This is a genomic window from Pseudomonas sp. R43(2017), from assembly GCF_002112345.1.
GTDB lineage: Bacteria > Pseudomonadota > Gammaproteobacteria > Pseudomonadales > Pseudomonadaceae > Aquipseudomonas > Aquipseudomonas kribbensis.
Map to the genome: position 1 here is coordinate 1 of NZ_NEHJ01000012.1, position 20,129 is coordinate 20,129.

At 60.1% G+C, this 20,129-nt stretch carries 19 protein-coding genes; 4 read left to right on the forward strand and 15 right to left on the reverse strand.

Annotation, left to right across the window (positions count from 1 at the left end; genetic code table 11):
- Nucleotides 1-356 precede the first annotated feature (356 nt).
- From CAG02_RS28235 to CAG02_RS28245, 3 genes are all read right to left on the reverse strand, one after another.
- Entirely contained in the window at nt 357-1,736 is a 1,380-nt protein-coding gene (locus CAG02_RS28235) for a VOC family protein (RefSeq protein WP_085708727.1), read from the reverse strand.
- A gap of 111 nt (nt 1,737-1,847) precedes the next feature.
- Nucleotides 1,848-2,786: an alpha/beta fold hydrolase gene (locus CAG02_RS28240; RefSeq protein WP_085708726.1), complete on the reverse strand. Its 939-nt coding sequence runs from the start codon at nt 2,784-2,786 to the stop codon at nt 1,848-1,850.
- Nucleotides 2,787-2,802: 16 nt separating this feature from the next.
- A complete protein-coding gene (locus CAG02_RS28245) occupies nt 2,803-4,257 on the reverse strand; it encodes an NAD(P)/FAD-dependent oxidoreductase (RefSeq protein ID WP_085708725.1) in 1,455 nt (484 codons plus the stop codon).
- 184 nt (nt 4,258-4,441) lie between these two features.
- Between CAG02_RS28245 and CAG02_RS28250 the strand changes: the two genes are divergently transcribed.
- Together CAG02_RS28250 and CAG02_RS28255 are read left to right on the forward strand one after the other, a co-directional pair.
- On the forward strand, nt 4,442-5,515 hold the full coding sequence (locus CAG02_RS28250; RefSeq protein ID WP_085708724.1) for a diguanylate cyclase: 1,074 nt from the start codon (nt 4,442-4,444) through the stop codon (nt 5,513-5,515).
- An 84-nt stretch (nt 5,516-5,599) separates the two neighbouring features.
- A complete protein-coding gene (locus tag CAG02_RS28255) occupies nt 5,600-6,835 on the forward strand; it encodes a M20/M25/M40 family metallo-hydrolase (RefSeq protein ID WP_085708723.1) in 1,236 nt (411 codons plus the stop codon).
- 218 nt (nt 6,836-7,053) lie between these two features.
- On the opposite strand, the gene CAG02_RS28260 is transcribed toward CAG02_RS28255, so the two are convergent.
- The 11 genes from CAG02_RS28260 to CAG02_RS28310 form a co-directional block, all read right to left on the reverse strand.
- Nucleotides 7,054-7,749, reverse strand: a complete 696-nt coding sequence (locus CAG02_RS28260; RefSeq protein ID WP_085708722.1) for a transposase — start codon at nt 7,747-7,749, stop codon at nt 7,054-7,056.
- Nucleotides 7,746-8,519, reverse strand: a complete 774-nt coding sequence (locus CAG02_RS28265) for a hypothetical protein (RefSeq protein WP_085708721.1) — start codon at nt 8,517-8,519, stop codon at nt 7,746-7,748. The genes CAG02_RS28260 and CAG02_RS28265 overlap by 4 nt, the downstream gene beginning before the upstream one ends.
- A gap of 141 nt (nt 8,520-8,660) precedes the next feature.
- Nucleotides 8,661-8,840, reverse strand: coding sequence for a hypothetical protein (locus tag CAG02_RS28270; protein ID WP_085708720.1), 180 nt, complete (start codon nt 8,838-8,840; stop codon nt 8,661-8,663).
- Between the two features lie 271 nt (nt 8,841-9,111).
- Entirely contained in the window at nt 9,112-9,981 is an 870-nt protein-coding gene (locus CAG02_RS28275) for an oxaloacetate decarboxylase (protein ID WP_085708719.1), read from the reverse strand.
- A 160-nt stretch (nt 9,982-10,141) separates the two neighbouring features.
- Nucleotides 10,142-11,176 carry an arginine N-succinyltransferase gene (gene astA, locus CAG02_RS28280; RefSeq protein ID WP_085708718.1) on the reverse strand — a complete coding sequence of 345 codons (1,035 nt, stop codon included), beginning with the start codon at nt 11,174-11,176 and terminating at the stop codon, nt 10,142-10,144.
- 55 nt (nt 11,177-11,231) lie between these two features.
- The gene (locus tag CAG02_RS28285) at nt 11,232-12,248 is read right to left on the reverse strand and encodes an arginine N-succinyltransferase (RefSeq protein WP_085708717.1); all 1,017 of its coding nucleotides are present in this window, start codon (nt 12,246-12,248) and stop codon (nt 11,232-11,234) included.
- Nucleotides 12,249-12,366: 118 nt separating this feature from the next.
- Nucleotides 12,367-13,716: an APC family permease gene (locus tag CAG02_RS28290; RefSeq protein ID WP_085708716.1), complete on the reverse strand. Its 1,350-nt coding sequence runs from the start codon at nt 13,714-13,716 to the stop codon at nt 12,367-12,369.
- An 87-nt stretch (nt 13,717-13,803) separates the two neighbouring features.
- Nucleotides 13,804-14,556, reverse strand: a complete 753-nt coding sequence (locus CAG02_RS28295; protein WP_085708715.1) for an N-formylglutamate amidohydrolase — start codon at nt 14,554-14,556, stop codon at nt 13,804-13,806.
- Complete coding sequence (locus tag CAG02_RS28300; RefSeq protein WP_085708714.1) at nt 14,540-15,871, reverse strand: glutamine synthetase; 1,332 nt, start codon at nt 15,869-15,871, stop codon at nt 14,540-14,542. The genes CAG02_RS28295 and CAG02_RS28300 overlap by 17 nt, the downstream gene beginning before the upstream one ends.
- On the reverse strand, nt 15,868-16,512 hold the full coding sequence (locus CAG02_RS28305) for an isochorismatase family cysteine hydrolase (RefSeq protein WP_085708713.1): 645 nt from the start codon (nt 16,510-16,512) through the stop codon (nt 15,868-15,870). The genes CAG02_RS28300 and CAG02_RS28305 overlap by 4 nt, the downstream gene beginning before the upstream one ends.
- 2 nt (nt 16,513-16,514) lie before the next feature.
- On the reverse strand, nt 16,515-17,369 hold the full coding sequence (locus tag CAG02_RS28310) for a MurR/RpiR family transcriptional regulator (RefSeq protein WP_085708712.1): 855 nt from the start codon (nt 17,367-17,369) through the stop codon (nt 16,515-16,517).
- A gap of 320 nt (nt 17,370-17,689) precedes the next feature.
- On the opposite strand from CAG02_RS28310, the gene CAG02_RS28315 reads away from it, so the two are divergent.
- Both CAG02_RS28315 and cobF read left to right on the forward strand, forming a co-directional pair.
- On the forward strand, nt 17,690-18,262 hold the full coding sequence (locus tag CAG02_RS28315) for a histidine phosphatase family protein (RefSeq protein WP_085708711.1): 573 nt from the start codon (nt 17,690-17,692) through the stop codon (nt 18,260-18,262).
- Complete coding sequence (gene cobF / locus CAG02_RS28320) at nt 18,259-19,014, forward strand: precorrin-6A synthase (deacetylating) (protein ID WP_085708710.1); 756 nt, start codon at nt 18,259-18,261, stop codon at nt 19,012-19,014. The genes CAG02_RS28315 and cobF overlap by 4 nt, the downstream gene beginning before the upstream one ends.
- Before the next feature lie 107 nt (nt 19,015-19,121).
- Here the strand turns inward: cobF and ftrA are convergent, their stop codons facing one another.
- Nucleotides 19,122-20,096 (reverse strand): transcriptional regulator FtrA, encoded by a 975-nt coding sequence (gene ftrA / locus CAG02_RS28325; protein WP_085708709.1) that lies wholly within the window; start codon nt 20,094-20,096, stop codon nt 19,122-19,124.
- Between the last annotated feature and the right edge of the window lie 33 nt (nt 20,097-20,129).

Sequence of the window (20,129 nt, forward strand, 5' to 3'; positions counted from 1 at the left end):
TTTCGCCGGTAACCGACATGTACGCTGGTGTTGCCATGGGAGGTGCTCCTTGCGGATAAAGTTAGGGTGCCCGGGAGGCGAAATCGCCCGGTGGGTGCCTGACTGTTATCAAAGAGCGTGCCAGTTTTTCAGAAGCCTTGTAGATCAAGGATATGGCACAGAGGGAACTGTTTCCTGGGCGAAAAAACCTGGATTTCAGGCAAAAAGTGCGCAAGAAGTTGCGCAGTACTGCGCAACTTCTTGCGCACTTGGCTGCAGCCCTTGATGGGCAAGGGCTGCAGCGATTCTGATGGGATTTTTATTACGGGGAACTGCGCAACTTCTTGCGCAGTATGGCCAAGCGCCGCTTCGTCGCGTTATCGGGCAAGCGCCTTCAAACATTCCTCGATCGAACGCCGCTGAGTCTCTGCATACAAGCCCAGTTCATCGATGGTCGAACGTCCCAGGGACAGTTCGAATGACTGCCGGTTGGAGTGCTCGCCATAGTGCGTCTGCGCGGCGTCCCCCAGGTTTGACTGAAAAATCCCCGCCGCACTCACCGGCAGAAAATCTTCGTACACCAGCGGTTCGGCTTTCACATAGCCGTCGCGCAATAAAGCTTGCAGCGAAACCTCGGCGGGACGACCCGCCGCCAGCCCTTTATCTGTCGGGAAATAACGGAAGTAGGCCAATTCCTGCTCGCGCATGCCATCGAGGCTGTCAGGGAATTCGCTGAAGTGGTGGGTCATCAGCGCGTTGTAGCGTGAGGCATTGGCTTCGTTGGGGAAGTCACCCAACTCATCTCGTGCGGCATTCAACAGACGGTCGTACAACGCCCGGCCCTTGGGTGTCAGCGCCGCACCGCGTTGCTCGATTTCGCCAAACCGGGCGCTGTGGCTGCCGCGAGTTTGCGTCTGGTCGGTGAAGGCGATCGGCTCGTCCAGTGCCTTGAAACTGGTCTGGCGCAGGAGGATCGGATGCTGCCGGCGCGGTGGCCCTTCAATCACCGCTTTGGGCGTGATGCCATGCAGTGGCATCTGCGCTTGAACAATGTCGATGTCCAGAGTACGCGGTGTCAGGTGGTTGATGTGCGGGCCCTTGAAGGCCACGACATCGGCGATCAGACGATGTTGGGCGCTAAGGGTCTGGTATTGCGCGGCGGTGACGGTGGCGCTGTGGTGCCAGCGAAAAGTCTCCAGTGCTTGCAGGACAAATTCCCCGGCTTCGGACTCAGTCAGTCCACCAACGGCTTCGGCCTGTTCAATCAGGCGCAATGCCTCTGACGTAAAGATCGAACGCTGATCCAGCACTGATTGGGCGAAGGCCCGCAACTCGGGATCTTCAATCAATTCCAGTCGCAACAACGAAGTGAACACCCGGAACGGGCTGACCTGCAGCGCATCTTCATGCACTGCTCGAAACGCCGTGGAATGCACCGGCACCCCGGCGGGCGTCAGGTCGTAATAACCCACGGGTTGCATGCCCATCACCGCAAACAGGCGGGCGAGGGTGGCCAGTTCGGCGGCGGTGCCGACGCGGATCGCGCCATGGCGCTCCATGTCCAGCCGTTCGATTTCGCCGGTGCTGTGCAACTGACTGGCGATCTGCGGCTCGCGGGCCAGCACTTCGCGGTTGGTCTGCTCCACCAGTTCCATCAGTGCGCCGTACAGCGGCACTTCTTCGCGGTACATGTCGGACATCGCTTTGGAGAAGCGTTGGCGGATCAGGTCGGGGCTGACGAACGGCTGCACGGTCATGAAAAAAATTCCTGGCACGGTCACGTAAAGGATGGAGGAAAAGATCGCAGCCTTCGCCGACGCGGGCAAACGAAGAATCCTACGAACTTCATTCTGCCAACGACTGACCGGTTACCTGTCTGCGCGTGAGTTTTCCCCCAGGAACTCCCGATACAAACGCGCCGTGTTTGACGGCTGCTCGACCATCGGCATGTGCCCGACGCCATCCCACACATCCACCCGCAGATTGGCGATGCCCTTGCTCCACACCGGCACACTGCTGACATCGATCAACCGGTCCTTGCGGCCCCAGAGCAACAGCGCCGGGCATTTGATGTCCGGCAACTTCGGTTCCATCGGCGGACTTGCGCGAAAATCCCGGAAGATTTCTTCCAGTTCGTCCCGCTGTTGTTCGTAGCGCTGGGCAATGGCGTCAAGCACCAGACCGGGTACCCACGGCGGCGAGGCCATGGTCATCGCATAGAAGTGTCGGAATTCTTCCCGGGAATTGATCAGGAACGGATTGTGCCCACGAGCGAGGTGACGCTCCATGTCGCTGGCCTCGGGCGCGGTGACGCCGGCCGGGTCGATCAGTGCCACCGAAGCGATGCGATCCGGGTAGGTCGCTGCCAGCCACGCGGCGATGTAACCGCCCATGGAGTTGCCGATCACGTGGACTTTCTCGACGCCGCAGACGTCGAGCAGCTGAATCATGCGTTTGGCCTGAACCGGAATGTCGTAGCCGCCGCCGGCCTTGAAGCCGGTTTCGCCGTGACCGGCCAGGTCCGGGATGATCACCCGGTACTGCCCGACAAAGTGCCGGGCGAAGCGCAGCCACAGGTTCTTTTCGGCGCTGTAGCCGTGCAGCATCAGAATGCTGCTCGACGCTTCGTAAGGCCCGCCTTGCCAGGTCGACACGGTCATTTCGGCGATCGGCACTTCAATCTTGTGCAGCCGGTACAGTTTCGCCTCCAATGCTGCGCTCAGGTCGTAGAGCCAGTGACCGACCGCCGGGTAGCTCAACCAGCTCCAGGCCACGAAAACTGCGAGGGCGACAAACAGCAAAAGCATCGTGGGTCTTCCTTGTTCAAGACAGAATGTGGTCGGCCGGTTTCAGCGCCCGGGTCAAGCGGTGATAGCTGAAACTGAAGCCGGGAAACATCGCGATCACGTGACCGCTCCTGCTTTGATACCAACTGTGGCAGCCGCCGGTTTTCCAGACCGTGCGTTCCATTTCCCGATGAATCATCTGAGTGTAGGTACGTTCTGCTTCGGGGCGAACTTCGATGCTGCGCAGACCTTTGGCCTGTACGGTACGGATGCAGTCGAGGATGTAGTTCATCTGCGATTCGATGATGAACAGCGCCGAGGTGTGACCGATACCGGTGTTCGGCCCGGTGACGATAAACAGGTTGGGAAAGTCCGGCAGGCTGGTGCCGAGGTAGGCGCGTGGGTATTGCGCCCAGACATCGCGCAGTTTTACGCCGTTTTTTCCGCTGACCGGGTAGGAAATCACGCCATCGGTGGCGTCGTAACCGGTCGACCAGACAATCAGATCGACGTCGATGTGCTGGCCATCCGTGGTGAGGATGCCGGTTTCATCGAGGGCGGCGATACCTTGTTCGCGGCTGTGCAAGGTGACGTTGGGCCGGGTCAGCGCCGGGTAATAGGTGTTGGAGAGCAATACCCTTTTGCAGCCGATGGTGAAGTCCGGCGTCAGTTTTCGCTGCAGTTCAGGGTCAGTCACCTGGCGTTTGAGAAATTTCAGCGCCTGGTTCTGCACCATGTGAATCGCCGGTTTCGAATATTTGAAGGCGATGATCCGGGTTTCGAACTGCCAGTAGATCAGCCAGCGCAGCAGCTTCCAGGCCGGTTTCAGCCCCAGCAGCCAGCGCTGGAAACGTCCGAATTTTCGGTCGGGGCGCGGCAGCACCCAATGGGGGGTGCGCTGAAAGACGTGCAAGTGCGCGACATCCGGTGCAATCGTCGGAATCACCTGCACGGCACTGGCACCGCTGCCGACGATCGTCACGCGTTTACCGCGATAGTCGTAGCTGTGATCCCAATTGTTTGTATGAAAGGTCTTTCCTTGAAAACGATCCCGACCGGGGAAGTGTGGGACGACCGGTTGACTCAGCGGCCCGGTGGCATTGATCACGAACTGCGCGTAATAGATGCCCTTGGCGCCGGTGTGTACGGCCCAGCGTTTTTCGTTTTCATCCCACTCGATGTGCTCGACATTGGCTTGCAGCTCCACCCGCTCGCGCAGGCCGAAACGCTCGATGACGTGTTCGGTGTAGCGATGCAGCTCGGCTTGCTCGGCGAACATCTGTGTCCACGGGTAGGGCGCAAACGACAGCGAATACAGGGGCGACGGCACGTCCACCGCCGCGCCGGGGTAGGTGTTCTGGCACCAGGTGCCGCCGAAAAAGTCCCGCCGCTCCAGCAAGCGAAAATCGTCGATGCCGGCCTTGAGCAAATTGACCGCCGCGCACTGGCCGCCAAACCCGCTGCCGATGATCAACACTTGATAGGTCTGCATGGGCCTCCTTCTTAGAGTCTTTTTCCATTTTCTACCTTTCATGTATAGCCAATCATTTGCCTGCCGTGTGCCGGAAATGGCGGGCCGCGGGGTCGGAGACTGCCGGCCGCTGGCCGGTGATGGCTATTTAACGTTGCCCTGTTAGACTCCGAGCACATCCTTTTGCGGTGTACTCGAGGCCCTTATGGGAAGAACGGGAGGAAAGGGACTTTCACTGGCCAGGAGGCTTTACACATCGCGAACCCTCGGGCTGGTCCTGGGGCTTTTGTGCGTGAGCGTCGCGATGTTTCCGCTCGATCCCCCGGCCTGGGTCTGGGCGCTGATGTTGTTCAACGGTCTGGTCTGGCCACACCTGGCGTATCAGTGGGCACGACGCTCGAAAGTCCCTTACCACGCCGAACACCGCAACTTGCTGATCGATGCCTTCCTTGGCGGCCTCTGGGTCGCTGCCATGCAATTCAATCCGCTGCCCAGTGCCACGACCATTTCGATGATGGCGATGAATAACGTTGCCATCGGCGGTCTGCGTTTTCTGCTGGCAGGGTCGGCGGCGCAGTTGCTTGGCGTCGGTGTCGGGCTGGTGGTGTTCGCCCCGGCCTTCATCCCGGCGACCACTCCGGCGCAGATGTATGCCTGCCTGCCGTTATTGATGCTGTACCCGTTGGCGCTGGGCTGGATCTGCTTTCGTCAGGCCTACACCCTGGGTGTGCAGAAACGTGAATTGCTGGCCCTGAGCCGTACCGACAGCCTCACCGGTCTGCTCAACCACGGCGCCTGGAAGGATCAACTGGAAATCGAGTTTCTGCGCTGCAAAGGGCAGCAAAAAGGCGCGGCGATTGCGCTGATCGACATCGACCACTTCAAGGCGATCAACGACACCTACGGCCATGTGGCCGGCGATATCGTCCTGCGCCAGTTGAGCAAGATGCTCAAGCAGAACCTGCGTATGGCGGACGTGGCCGGGCGCTACGGCGGCGACGAGTTTTGCGTGATCCTGCCGGACTTACCGCTGTTCAATGCGGCGCAGGTGATGGAAGCCTTGCGCGAGCGTTTTTCCTTTCTGGTCTACGAGCAGAATCCGGCGCTGAAAGTCAGCCTGAGCATCGGACTGGCCGCACTCGATCCGGCTCACGGCGATGCGACACGCTGGCTCAATGACGCCGACCAGGCGCTGTACGAAGCCAAGGCGACCGGGCGCAACCGGGTGATCTGTTGCAATGACGACAAGCCACGGCGCGAGGTGCTGGGTTCGGTTTGAACGGATGGGGTGTCGCATCCGGGATAGAGCCTTGCGGCGATGTCAGGTACGGTTCAGTACCCGACACGAAACAAGGATTGATTCATGACGTTCAAATTCCCTCGTTCCCTGCTGGCTGCCGGTCTCGGCCTGACCCTCTCTTTCGCAGCCGCTGACGCCTTCGCCGAACCGCACAAACAGGTGCTGGCCGACGCCGAACAATACAAGTCTGAAGCCCTGAAACTGCTGGAGCGGCTGGTCAATATCGACTCCGGCTCCGGCGATGAAAAAGGTCTCAAACAAGTCAGCGAAATCGCCATCGACGAGCTGAAAAAACTCGGCGCCACCATCGAGCTGGTGCCCAACACCCCGGAAAAAACCAACCACGTGCTCGCCACGCTCAAAGGCACCGGCAAGGCCAAAATCCTGCTGATGGCGCACATGGACACGGTGTTCAAGGAAGGCTCCGCCGCCGAGCGACCGTTCACCATCAAGGACGGCCGCGCCTATGGGCCGGGGGTGATGGACGACAAGGGCGGGATCGTCGCCGGCATTTATGCGCTGAAAATTCTGAAGAACCTCGACTTCAAGGACTACGCGCAAATCACCTTCCTGCTCGACGCCAGCGAAGAAACCGGCTCGGAGGTTGCCACCGACCTGATCAAGAAAACCGCCAAGCTTCACGACGTGACCCTTAACCTAGAACCGGGTCGCCCGGCGGATGGCCTGGTGGTGTGGCGCAAGGGCAGCGCCACCGCGCTGGTCGAGGTCAAGGGCAAGGCTGCTCACGCCGGCGTTGCGCCGGAACTGGGGCGCAACGCGGCGATGGAGGCGGCGCATCAGATCCTGCAACTGGGCAAGCTCGGCGACGAAGCCAAGAAAACCACCATCAACTTCACCGTGCTCAAGGCCGGCGACCGCACCAACGTGATCCCGGATCAGGCCACGGCCAAGGCTGACGTGCGGGCGGCGGTGCCGGAGGAGTTCGACCGGATCGAGAAGGATCTGGCGCGGGTGTCGCAGGACAAGTTGATCCCCGATACGGAAGTGAAGACCTCGCTGCAACGCGGCTTGCCGCCGATGCCGCAGACGGCGGAGTCGGATCGTTTGATGGCGATGGCTCAGGGGATTTATGGCGAGATTGGCCGCAAGTTGACTGAAGAAGGCAGTGGCGGGGCGGCGGATGCCAGTTTGTCGGCCGGAGTGGGGACACCGACGCTGGATGGATTCGGGATTGTTGGCGGCAACATTCATACGCCGGAGGAGTACGCGGAGGTGGAGAGCGTGGCGCCGCGGATTTATCTGTTGTCGCGGATGATTATGGAGTTGGCGGGCAACTAGTCTCCGTGCTTAAGGCGGCAGACCTCAAGGTTTACCGCCCATCAAGCGCCGAGGCGACAGGCCATCAGGATTGTTGCGGCATGTTCCAGAACTGTTTGATTTCGTGAATGTTACCCACGTTGTAGCGAGGCATGAAACTTGCGCATGGAGCAGCGGCGGTGGTCTTCACCGGAGTGCTGATCACGTTGACGCCTGCGTGCAGCAGCGGGGGTCTTCAGTTATCGAGTTGCCTGGTCTACAGATTTCCTTTCTGATTGAGTGGGCAGTGAAGTCTGCTCACGTTGTAACCGGGACAGCATGCTGTCAAAAAGCGCTGTCTCTTGGCGGGCGATGCCGGGATAAGTCGGCACCAGGTTGTCGTCGAAGCACCAGGCTTCTTCGGTTTTGGTTTCCTGCCGGGGATGGATGAGCAAACTCAGCGAGGCGGACATCGTTTCAGGTGGGAGCTGTTTGTGTACTTCCCTTAGCGCAATCATGTGCAGCACCCTACCCGGAATAAGTTTAAGCACTCGTTCTTCCCCGAACTCTGGTCTTCTGCCAGCCTGCAAGGGGGCTTGGTCCAGAATCTCTCGCGATACGGTGGTGTAACCGTCACCACTGTAACCCACGCTATAGAGTTCGAAGTCATGACTGTGATTGAGGTCGTAGATGAAGGTTTCCCTTTCATCATTTGATGTGACCGGCGACCAGAACCCGAGTCGAACGGTAAACAGGTCGTTGGAGTGCAGGACAAATGCATAAGCACCATAAAGTCTGTTTTGGGTGCTGAAACCGTCCTGTTGAATCGAGGTGTAAAGGTACTCGCTCAACAAAGTACGATTCGTGGCGAGTTGACGCAGATCCTCCATGATTTTTGGCCTGTCCAGCTGCAGGTCGTAGGTATTCATGCGCTCAACAAAAGTGTTCAGTTTCATGTGGCTTCGTACTGTTCGAGTAAGTGGTTCAGGCGACTGTTTTGCAGATTTCTCAATAGAGCAGAGTGTTTTAATGCGCTCTGTGGATCCGCTCTGCCGATAATCTGAAAAGCCTTCCAAGCGACAGCGGGGTGGTAGTGATAGATCAGCTCTTCAGCCACTTTGCAGGCACCGGAATCCTGTGCAGCTTCAAGCAGCTCAAGACTCACCAGAAAACGTGCGGCGCTGTCGTCATGGGGAAACCAGGCGATTTTGCGCAATGAGTCGGGGTCGAAAACACTGATGTCGGCAGTTTTTTCTGGCAGATTGATACTCCCAATAAACGCAGAGTGTCCGTTTCCATACGGGTTGCTGTCATAGAGCGTAATACTGCCGTCGATGAACAACGGACGATCGGCATTCACGATGACCAGATCGGCGCGAGTCAGATGTTCATCGTCGCGCCTGTAAAGCTGAACAGAAAACGATTGCCCGTTGATCGCGAACAAAACAGAGTTGCCAGGAACGGAATAGAGTTGTTCAGGCGCTGGCGCGTTGTCAGGCGCTTTGAGGCTGATATTTCCAACTTCATTGCAATATAACGTCAATGTTTTTGTATGGGCGTTTGTTGCGTTCATAATCGCAGCGTGGCGGGACAGGTTTTGAGTGCCAGTTATCGATTCGAGTAACTGGTCTGCGAGCTGGTTTATTTCGGCGCCCATGTTTATTGTCTTGATGCGGGTAATAAGTTGGTCGGACGTTAAGTCTGGGTTGAGCAGGTTTTTTATCATGGGCGTCTCTTTATTTTTATATCGCCAAATGAACTGGCACAAGTGTTGGAGCAGGCTGAAGAGTCTGTTTTTATTTACCGCTATGCAGACGTCAGCGCCTGTGCCTCTTGGTCGCTGACACCTGCACCACAGACCTGTGGTTTAAGATTGAGCGGGCAGGTTGCGGATTTTCTTGATTTCGTGAATGTTGCCAATGTTAAAGCGTAAACCATCCCATCCCGGACAATTGGCGGCGTTGTTAGACTTTGTTGGCGTGTTGATTATTTTGGTTTCGGCATGAAATAGAGGAGTTGTTTCCCAGTTGTCAGTAATTTTTTTCATGGTGGATCCTTGTTTGTAAGTTTTTTATGTATTGTTCGGAATATGTGATTATTTGTTAGGCGTGTTCGTTGCTTAACGGTTTTTATTATGGGGTGTTGATGTCAGGGGTCAATGCTGGATTTGTTATTGGGTGTTTGTGTTTATTTGTTGATGTGTATTGCCGGGCGGAAAGTTGCGAATTTTTAATCTGGTTTCTGTTGAAATCCGGCCGGTGACATTGCGTCTACCGGCCCTATTAGAAGTTGCCAGGTTGCTTCGGCTCAGTTAGCGGTTATTCCTTCACGCTCATGTATTCCTTGGCCCAGAGGATGTATTCCTCAGGCTGGGTGTAGGTGTGGGTCAGTTCAGTGGCGCTCAGGTCCGAGGCCTGGGTGAAGATCTGCCGCTGTTCGCGCAGGCTGTCGTAAGTGGCCTTGATCGCCGCGAAGTAAGCACCGTGGCCGTCGATGGTCACGCGCACACCCAGTTCGGCCAGGCGCTTGTCGTCGCGCAGCGCCGGATTGCCGTAGGTGACCAGCATCAGCGGGACGGTCAGGTGTTCGGCGATCTGCTCGAGCTGATCGAAGTCCTGGATGCCGACCATGCAGATACCGTCAGCGCCGGCGGCCTGGTAATGCTTGGTGCGGCTGATGATTTCCTGGTTCGGCAGGATACCGGCGTTGGTCCGGGCGATGATCGCCATTTCCGAGTCGACCCGGGCTTCCAGTGCCGCGCGGATCTTGCCGACGCCTTCGGCGACGGTGATCAGGTCGGTGGATTTACGGCCAAATTGTGCTGGAAGCAGGGTGTCTTCGATGGTCAGCGCGGCGACGCCGGCACGCTCCAGTTCGACGATGGTGCGCATCACGTTGAGCGCGTTGCCGTAGCCGTGGTCGGCGTCGGCGATCACCGGCAACTGGGCGACGCGGCCGATACGGGTGGCCTGCTCGGCGAATTCGCTGAGGGTGATCAGGGCAAAGTCCGGGGCGCCCAGCACCTGCAACGAGGCGACCGAGCCGCCGAGAATCCCTACTTCAAAACCCAGGTCAGCGGCGATGCGGGCGGACATCGGATCGAACACCGAGGCGGTGTGATAGCAGGTGTCGGAAGCCAGCAGCTGACGGAAGTTACGGCGCAAATCTTGATGAGAAAGCCTGGTCATACGAGTTCCACCAATACAAAGGAATGGAAAGGCTTGAGCAAAGGTGTCAACGCCGAAGGTGAAAAGGCTATCACGCCAATGGGTCAAGGATCATGACGAATTAACGAGGAAGTTAACCAGGAAAAACCTGTTCAGGCTTTCTTGCTGCAGGCAGAGGCGCTCAGGCCGCCACTGCCTGCTGCTGTTGATTGGGCAACGGCACTGCCCGTACCGAGTTGCCCGGCTGCAATTGCAGGCGTTTGGCGGTGAGGCGGTCGATCACCAGACTGCTGCCGACCCGGCGGCCCGCAGCGACGGTGATGCGGCAGTTTTCCAGACGGCGGTTATGGATCAGCCACAGCGGCGCCTGTTCGTCCGGCGTGCCGATGCTTAGCGTCAGTTCCAGGCTGTCGCGCACGGTACGGATGCTGCGGATCGGCGCCTCGATCACCGGGCCACCGTCAAAGATGTCGATGTAGCCTTTGTGGGCGAAACCCTCGGACTGAAGGATCTTCAGCGCCGGTTCGGTGTTGGGGTGGGCCTGGCCGATCACGGCCTGGGCCTGTTCGGTGAGCAGGCAGGTGTACAGCGGCTGGCGTGGCATCAGTTCGGCGATGAATGCCTTGTTGCCCAGCCCGGACAGGTGGTCGGCGTGGCTGAAGTCCATCTGGAAGAAGTGCCGGCCCAGACTGTCCCAGAACGGCGAACAGCCTTGCTCGTCGGCACTCCCTCGCAGTTCGGCGATCATCTTCTCGCCGAACAGATGCGGGAATTCGGCAACGAACAGCAAACGCCCCAGCGACAGCAGACGTCCATTGCTGCCGTGACGCTGGTCGTGGCGCAGGAACAGCGAGCACAGTTCCGATTGGCCGGTCAGTTCATTGTTGAGGAACAGGGTCGGGATCTGCCGCTGGATGCCAAGGTCCGGTGCCGAACTGACGGTCAGCCCGACCCGGTAGTTGTACCAGGGCTCGCGCAGGCCGACGGCGCCGGCCAGGGCGCTGACGCCGACCACTCGCTGTTCGTCGTCTTCAAGCACGAACAGATAATCGGCATCGGCCCGCTCGACCTGCTCGGCGAACGCCCGTTGCGCCCAGCGTACCCGGTGGGCCAGGCGATCTTCGTTGGCGGGCAGGGTGGTGAACCCCGGCCCGGCCTGTTGCACCAGCGTCATCAACGCTGGCAGGTCGCTGACTTGGACCGGACGGACAATCATGCTGCAACTCCTTTTGCGCGCCTGCTCGGGCACTGTCGTTGGGTGAGGGCGCGGTTCACAGGGCAATCAACCGGATCGTGTCGCCAGCGCCGACATTCAGCGCTGCGCATATCGCCGGCGTAAGTGCCAGGGGTTGACCAGGCTGGTAATCCAGCTCGGCGACCACCGCCCTGAAGCCGTGCAGTGCATCGTTGCTCACGAGATAACGACCGCGGGCGTCGATCAGAGGTTCCTCTTGAACCGTTGCGATCTGGCTCTGCACGATCGAACGGATGTTGGCGGTGCGCGCGTACAAGGTCGGGCCGGCATCGAACAGGTCGATGTAGCTGTTGGTTTCAAAGCCCTCGCGCTCAAGGATGTCGAAGGCTTCCTGGCCGTCCGGGTGAATACGACCGATGCACTCCTGCGCCGCCAGCGGCAGCATCGGCACGTAGATCGGGTATTGCGGCATCAGTTCGGCGAGAAACGTACGGCTCTGCAAACCGCACAGGCGCTCGGCCTCGACGTAGGGCAGGTCGAAGAAATGTTTGCCCAGCGCATCCCAGAACGGCGAGTGGCCCTGAGCGTCGCTGTAGCCAACGATTTCGGTGATGACCGCTTCGGCAAATCGTTGCGCGTGGGCAGCGATGAACAGCAGGCGCGCCCGTGACAGCAACTCGGAAAACGGCGTGCGCACTAGTGCTGCGTCGATGTGAAAGCCCCGCAGCAGGGTGTGACCGCTGAGGTCGTGGCACAGCGACAGCGCCGGCACGCCGTGTTCAATGTTCAGTTCCCGCGAAGCGCTGGTGAAGTGGCGGTTGCGCAGGCTGTAGAACGGTTCGTTGAATCCGGCAGTGGCGAGAATTTCCGAGCAGCCGACCAGGCGACGGCTGTCCAGGTCTTCGAGCACGAAAAAGTAATTCTCCGGGCCCTGAGCCGCAGCATCCATGTCGAACGAGGCGCAGGATGCGGCGATTTTTTCGCCCAGGTGCTGGCTGTCATCCGGCAGGGACGTGACGCCCACCAGGCTGTCGCGAGCCAGTTGTTGCAATTGAGGCAGGTCGTTTGGCTCGACTGGACGTAAGACCAGCATGGATGCACTCCTGTATCAAAAGGTTCGGCCCATTCGCCGAACCTGACTATCACTGTCGGTTTCCACGCGTTAAAGCGGCGGTTGCCTGATTTGTTGTCAGACACCGCCCTTTTTCTTGTCAGCCATTGCTCGGGTCAGGCAGCGCGGTACTGGCGCCGAGCTTGTTCAGGAAGAACAGATACACCAGACCCAGAGCGATCCAGATCAGGCCGAGTTTCTGTGCATCGACGCCCATGTTGTACATGATGGCCGCGACGATGCCGAAGCCGATCACCGGGCAGATCAGGTGACGGATCACCTGGCCGGACTTCTGCCGGCGCCAGTAGTAATTGATCACGGTCAGGTGCAGCAGCATGAAGCCGCTCAGGGCGCCGAAGTTGACCAGCGAGGTCAGGGTGTCCACCGAGTTGATGAACAGGTAGCAGATCACCAGCGACAGCACGGCCACCAGATAAATGCTCAGGTACGGCGTGTTGTGTTTCGGGTGGACCTTGGCCAGCACTTTCGGCAGCTTGCCGTCGCGGGCCATGCCGAACAGCAGGCGCGAGACCGCCGCTTGCGAAGTGATCGCCACCGCCACGCCCCAGGCCAGGGCCGTGGCCACGCCGGTCAGGGTCGCGAGCCAGCTGCCGGCAGCGATTTCGGCGATTTCATAGAACGCGGTGTCGGCGGACTTGAAGCCCATGCCGGCGGCCAGATCGGTGGCGATCCAGGTCTGTACGACGAAGATCGCGCCCATCACCACCAGGGTGATCAACGCTGCCTTGCCGACGCTGCGGCCCGGGTCGCCCTTGATCTCTTCGGCAAGGGTGGAGATCGCATCGAAACCGAGGAACGACAGCACCGCAATCGACACCGCTTGCATCAGCAGGGCGAAATTGAAGGTTTCCGGGTGATACAGCGGCGCCAGGGTCAACTGGCCGTTGCCGCCACCGTTGTGCAGGGCGTTCCAGGCGTAAAACAGGAAGATCCCCAGCACAACGAGTTGCGCCAGCAGGAACAGGATGTTCATGCGGGCGGTGAAGGTGATACCGCGCAGGTTGACGAAGGTCGCGCTGACCAGGAATGCCAGAATGAATCCGACTTTCGGGATGTCCGGGTACAAATGGTTGAGCGCCATCGCCGCATAAACGTAAAGCAGCGGCGGAATCAGCAGGTAGTCGAGCAGCATCAGCCAGCCGGCGAGGAAGCCGACGTGTTGATTCAGGCCCCGTTGTGCGTAGGAATAGACCGATCCGGCAATCGGAAAGGCCCGGGCCATGCTGCCGTAGCTCAGCGCGGTGAAAACCATTGCCACCATGCCGATGATGTATGCCAGAGGCACCATCCCCGGTGCCTCGGCGTTGACGTAGCCATACACGCCGAACGGGGCGATGGGGATCATGAAGATCATCCCGTACACCACCAGATCGGTCAGTGTCAGGCTACGTTTCAACTCCTGTTTGTAGCCGAACTCTTCTATTTCCATGAAGCGCAACTCCTTGTCAGCCAATCGTTCGTTTTAGTTGTTATGTCGGTCCGTCGTTTACAGCGTCAGCAGCGTTTACAGCAATCTTCAAAGCAGTGGAGCCAGATAATTTGCCCAGCGGGAAACCGCTTCCGGGCTGCGCAGCAGGTCATTGCGCACCTCGATCAATACCGATTCGAGGCCTCGGGCATCGCCGTGCACAGGCACGGTCATGTCGCCCAGCGGGTCGATTTTGTACGGCTGGTTGCCGGCGACTTTCAGCGGATGCTGACCGAGCCCGTCGAGCAGGCGCTGGGCGTATGCCTTTGCCTGACCGAACAGCACGCCGGCTTCCAGCTCACGCGGCTGGCCGTAATAGATCGGGGTGAAACTGTGAATCCCCACCACCCGCACCGGCCGGCCTTCGGCCAGACGCTCGTCGATCAGTTGTTGCAACCGAGTGTGAAACGGCTTGAACAGGCACTGGCGACGGTATTCGCGGGTGGCTTCGTCGAGCTCGCGATTGCCCGGCACCTGATAGATCTCGCTCTGCGCCGGAATGCTGTCCGGGGCATGGCGGGGCCGGTTGAGGTCGATCAGCAGTCGCGAATAATTGGCGCTCAACAGCGTGGCGCCGATCTTTTCCGACAGTTGTTCGGCCAGCTCCAGCGCACCGATGTCCCAGGCGATGTGTTCACGCGCAGCCGTGTCATCCAGGCCCAGATTGTTCAGGGCTTGGGGGATGTAGCGGCAGGCGTGTTCGCACACCAGAATCAGCGGGTGCGTCGAATCTTCACGGGTCAGGTTGTAGACCGGTCGGGTGTACAACCCAAGCTCGGCGGATTCAGTACAGGCGTGCATAGTGCTCACACAGGTCAGCGGGCGAGAGCTGTTCCGTCAGCGCCAGTTCCTCGGTTTTAAGGGCGAAATACGTGTCGAGCAACGGTGCCGGCAGCGCTGCCATCAGCGCTTCGCTGCGACGCAGGCAATCCAGTGCCTGAGCCAAAGAGGCGGGCAGGGCAACGATGCCCCGCGCCTCGCGTTGTTCGTCGTTGAGTGCATCGGGGATTTCATCGGTGATTGCGTTCAGCGCCAGACGCTGTTCGATGCCCAGGCGTCCGGCGATCAGCAGCGCAGCCATCGCCAGGTGCGGCGAGGCAGTGGCGTCCATGGCGCGGAATTCCAGGTTGTATTGCTTGGCCACGGGTTTGTTGCCCAGGCTCACGGTCGGGCAGATGCGCAGCGCCGCTTCGCGGTTCTGCTGGCCGAGGCAGGCGTAGGACGCGCTCCAGTGGTGCGGCTGCAGACGCTCGTACGACACCGGCGTCGGCGCGGTGAACGCGCACAGCGCCGGCAAGTAATGCAGCACGCCCGCCGCCCAGTGCTGGCCGAGGGTCGACAGACCATTGCTGGTGCCGGCGTCGTACAACATCGGCTGGCCGGCCAGATCCAGCAGACTGACGTGCAGGTGCACGCCGTTGCACACTGCGTCGGCAGCGGTCTTCGGCGCAAAGCTCAGATCCAGGCCCATCTGCCGGGCGATTTCGCGGGTGATCTCGCGCACGTTTACCGCGCGATCTGCCGCCGCCACGCCGAGGGTCGGGCGGCAGGTGATTTCGTATTGATGCTTGCCGTATTCGGGCAAGAACATTTCCGGCTCGACACCGCCGGCGCGCAACGCGCTGAGCAGCCAGCCACCGAATTCCGCGCCCTGGCGCTGGGACTCGAGGGAGAAGGCCAGGTGTTCGGCAAACCCGGCGTGCAGGTTGAATTCGTGTTCGAACGCGGCGTTGACCTGCAAGCCGAGCTGATCGCGATAACGCTCGATTTCATCGCTCAGCAACGTGCGCGGGCAGGCTCCCCAGGGGCGGCCGTCGGTTTCGCGGATGTCACCGTGAATGAAATCCAGCGCCGGGGCGGCGGCATCCGGGCCATTGCCGACCGTGACTCGGCTGGCCAGATCGGGAATCAGCCGCAGATCGCCATAGGCGCCCCACGGATTGCTCGAGGCGATGATGTCCTGCGGCGTCAAAGCGCTGTTGGCCGGCACCCAGCCGCAGCCGGCGGCCTGATAGTGTTCCAGTTCATCGGTGGGAAACGAACGGCCCCGGGTGATGCCGATCAGGTCGGTGGTGACGATGGTGGTCATCGGCAACGGCGACAGGCGTTCGCTCATGGCCGCATCTCCTGCAGCCGGCCGAGCACGGTGTCGGTGTCGGTGATCCAGCAATAGCCCTTGATTGCGTTCAGGCAGGCGTCGTGGCGTGCCTCGGTGTAGGTCGCGCAGGCGTCCGCCACCAGTGTCACCAGATAGCCCCGATCGGCGGCGTCGCGCACGGCCATGTCCACGCACTGGTCGGTGACGATGCCGGCGATGATCAGGTGTCGGGTTTCCAGATTGCGGAGCACGTAGTCGATGTTGGTCGAGTTGAAGACCCCGGAAGAGGTCTTCGGCAGCACGATTTCGTTTTCGGTCGGGGTCAGTTCGGCGATGACCTGTGCCTGCGGGCTGCCCTTGGGCAGGTGCATGTCCGACAGTTTGTGATCCAGCGAGCGGTCGCGGCCGTCGGCGGTCAGGCTTTCGATCAGGGTGTGCAGCACGTTCTGCCGTGCGTCGCGGAAGGCGTTGAGCAGACGGACCTGATTGGGCACCACTTGCGAGCGCGTGCGATTGAGGAAGTACGCGGCGTCCGGGCCTTCGAGGTGCGGGTCGAACTGCGGTTCGAGCCAGGCACGCTGCATGTCCACCAGCAACAGCGCGGTGTGGTCGGTGACAAACGGCAGGTCCCGCGGCGAGCGGTGGGGAAGGCTGAACATCCTTATTTATCCTCCAGCAAGTGGGTGTCGAAGTCGTTGCGCAGGGCATCGATGCCTTCCAGGCGATCGGCCAGGTCCGGGCTGCGCAGGGTCAGGCAAGCAATCAGCGCTTCGACCTGAGCCAGTGCCGGGACCATGGTGTCGAACGGCGAGGCCGACTCCACCGGGGCGCTGATGATCATGTCCGCCAGTTCCCGCAGCGGCGAGGCGTAGATGTCGGTGAACAGCACGACGCGCGCATTGTTGTTCTTTGCCGCAGTGGCCACGCGCAGGGCCTGGGTCTGGTAGCGGCGATAGTCGAACACCAGCACCACGTCCTGGCGTTGCAGGTCGAACAGGCGATCCGGCAGTTGCGCGTTGTCCTCCAGCGCAAAGCAACCGGGGCGCAGCAGACGCAAGTGATTGAGCAGGTAGGTGGCCATCAGGCTGCTGAAGCGCCCGCCGAAGCAGTAGACCTGATGGCGCGTATCGAGCAGCCATTGCGCGAGAATCCGCACGTCTTCGGGTTGGGTCAGGGCCTGGGTTTCCGCCAGCAGGTTGTGGCTGTGGGCCAGATAATGGCTCCAGGCATCGTCCTGATTCAGGTTCGAACGCGGTTGCAACAGCGTGCGCGGCGAGCTCAGGCGATGGTCCATGTCGCTCAGCAGGGCGTCCTGGAATTCGGCGTAACCGCCAAAACCGAGTTTTTTTACCAGACGCACGATGGTCGGATCGCTGACGCCGGCGTGTTCGGCCAGCCGCGCCATGGGCCCGAGGCCGTTGCGCGGGTACTGATCGAGCAAGGCCCGGACGACTTTGCGCTCTGACGGCGTAAGGTCCAGGCCGGGATCAGTAATCAGGTCTCTGAGAGGGGGCATCCGGGCTCCTGCTGGATGGGTGTGTTGAATTCGCTTCACAATCCGTTAAAACAGTATTTATGTAACTGACGTTACATGTCTAGTGAATTTTCCGCAGCGTCCGTGAAGCCCCAAAATGGGGCGAGATGCCCGTGTAGCAAGGGCTACACGTCTGTCGATCGATCTTGTAGTCCATTGCCCATTGTTGTGTCAGACATTGCCGCTTCGTTGAGGGTGGTCAATTGAATGGTGTTGCCCTGAACCCTCCGGTTTACGGCACAATTGCTGCCTTGTCGGCACTTCGCCGGGTGTTTTTTTACCTTCTGACCGAGTGATTCAATGTGCAAGCCACCCGTTTGACCTTGATTTGCCATGCCAGAACCGTCTCACAAAAATTGGCGCGTTTTCCTACGAACGAAGCTGTTGAAGAAAGCGCTGTAGCGTCTGACTCGCTGGCCGCTCGGTTCGAGACGCCACGTCGTTTGATCTGCGGCCCGGAATTGCGTACGCGTCAGACTGCCGAAGGGTTCGGTCACGATGCAGCGGTCGATGAAGCGCTGCGCGATTGCGATTGGGGGCGTTGGCACGGGCAGTCGATCAAGGACCTGCAGCGCAATGAGCCCGAAGCGCTGCAAGCCTGGCTCGAAGATCCCGCCGCCGCGCCTCATGGCGGAGAGTCGGTGGCACAACTCGGTGAACGGGTGGCCGCATGGCTGGCAACCCTGCAAACCTCGCCGGGTCATGTCGTGGCCGTCACGCATCCGTTCATCATTCGGGCGGCGCTGATGCAGGTCCTGCAGGGCCAGGCTTTCCACAGCATTGATGTCGAACCGCTGGCGGTGGTCGAGTTGAGTTTCTTCGGGCGCTGGCGGCTACGCTTGTCCGGCATCGGCACTGGAGGAGACCTTTCATGAAACGCTTGCTGGTCATCGGCATTGGCGCCGGCAACCCCGACTACATCACGATGCAGGCGGTGAAGGCGCTGAATCAGGTGGACGTGTTTTTCCTGATGGACAAGGGCCAGAGCAAGGACAAGTTGATCGACCTGCGTCGTGAAATCTGCGAACGCTACATCACCGATCGTACCTACCGTTTCGCCGAAGCCCACAGCCCTGAGCGTGAGCGCGGCGACGTGGACTACAGCGCCAGCGTCGATGATCTGAACCGCGCCAAGCAGCAAACCTTCGAACGCTTGATCAATGACGAATTGGCTGACGGGCAGTGCGGCGGTTTTCTGGTGTGGGGCGACCCGGCGCTGTACGACAGTACGATTCGCATCCTTCAGGCAATCCTGGCCTCAGGACAATGCGCGTTCGAATTCGACGTAATCCCCGGCATCACCAGCGTTCAGGCCTTGGCGGCGCAGCACAAGGTGCCGTTGAACACCATCGGTCGTTCGATTGAAATCACCACCGGCCGGCGTCTGGCGGCGGGGCAGGTGAGTGATACCGACAGCCTGGTGGTGATGCTCGACGCGGAAGATTCCTACCATCGGGTGGCGGATCAGGAGACAGAGATTTACTGGGGGGCCTACCTTGGCACGCCGGATGAGATCCTGATCAGCGGCAAGCTCAGTGATGTTGCCGATGAAATCGAGCGGGTGCGCAAGGCGGCGCGGGCCGAGCATGGCTGGATCATGGACACCTATCTGTTGCGCAAGCCTTGAGTCACATGTTGTCTGGAATGGCCCATTCGCGAGCAAGCTCGCTCCCACAGAAGTAGGTGGTTATCTGTGGGAGCGAGCTTGCTCGCGAAGAGGGCTGTGAGGTCAACTCATGAAGTGGATCTGATCTCACGCCCAAAGCGCTCGCGATACACCGACGGCGGCACCCCGACCACGCTGCGAAACGCCACGCGAAAGCTTTCCACCGAACGATAACCGCAGCGCTGGGCAATCTGCTCGGTGTTCTGCGGTGTGCTTTCCAGCAACTCCCGGGCCCGGGCCAGACGCTCGTGTTGCAGCCAGGCCTTGGGTGACTGGCCGCTGGCTTCGGTGAATTTGCGCAGGAAGGTGCGTTCGCTCATTGCCGCTTCGCTGGCCAGGTCGCGCACTTCCAGCGGTTCGTGCAGGCGCTCGCGGGCCCACTGCATCACGCGCGACAAGTCGCTGCGCGGGGTCGGGCTGACCGGTGTCGGAATGAATTGCGCCTGACCGCCGGTGCGTTGCGGCGACATCACCAGCCGCCGCGCTACCGAGTTGGCCACCTGGGTGCCGAAGTCCCGTGCCACCAGATGCAGGCAGGCGTCGATCCCCGCCGCACTGCCAGCCGAAGTGATCAACTGGCCGGAATCGACGTAAAGCACATCCGGGTCGACATCAATGGCCGGGAAGCGCTCGGCCAACTCCGAGGTGTAGCGCCAATGGGTGGTGGCGCCATGCCCGTCGAGCAGCCCGCTGACTGCTAAAACAAACACGCCCGAGCAGATCGACAGCAACCGGGCGCCGCGCGAATGGGCATCACGCAATGCCGTGAGCAATGCCTCGGGCACCGGCGCATTTCGGTCGCGCCAGCCAGGAATGATGATGGTGCGCGCCTGCGCCAGCAGCTCCAGACCGCCATCGGCCAGCACCTGAATCCCGCCCATTGCGCGCATCGGGCCTTGATCGACAGCGGCGATGCAGTGCTCGTACCACGGGAATTCGAACTCCGGCCGGGCGAGGCCGAAGATCTCCACGGCGATGCCGAACTCGAATGTGCAGAGGCCGTCATAGGCCAGGATCGCGACCAATCCAGGTGAATCAGGCATTTGGCGGAAAATTCCCGGTGAGTGTCTTGTGCG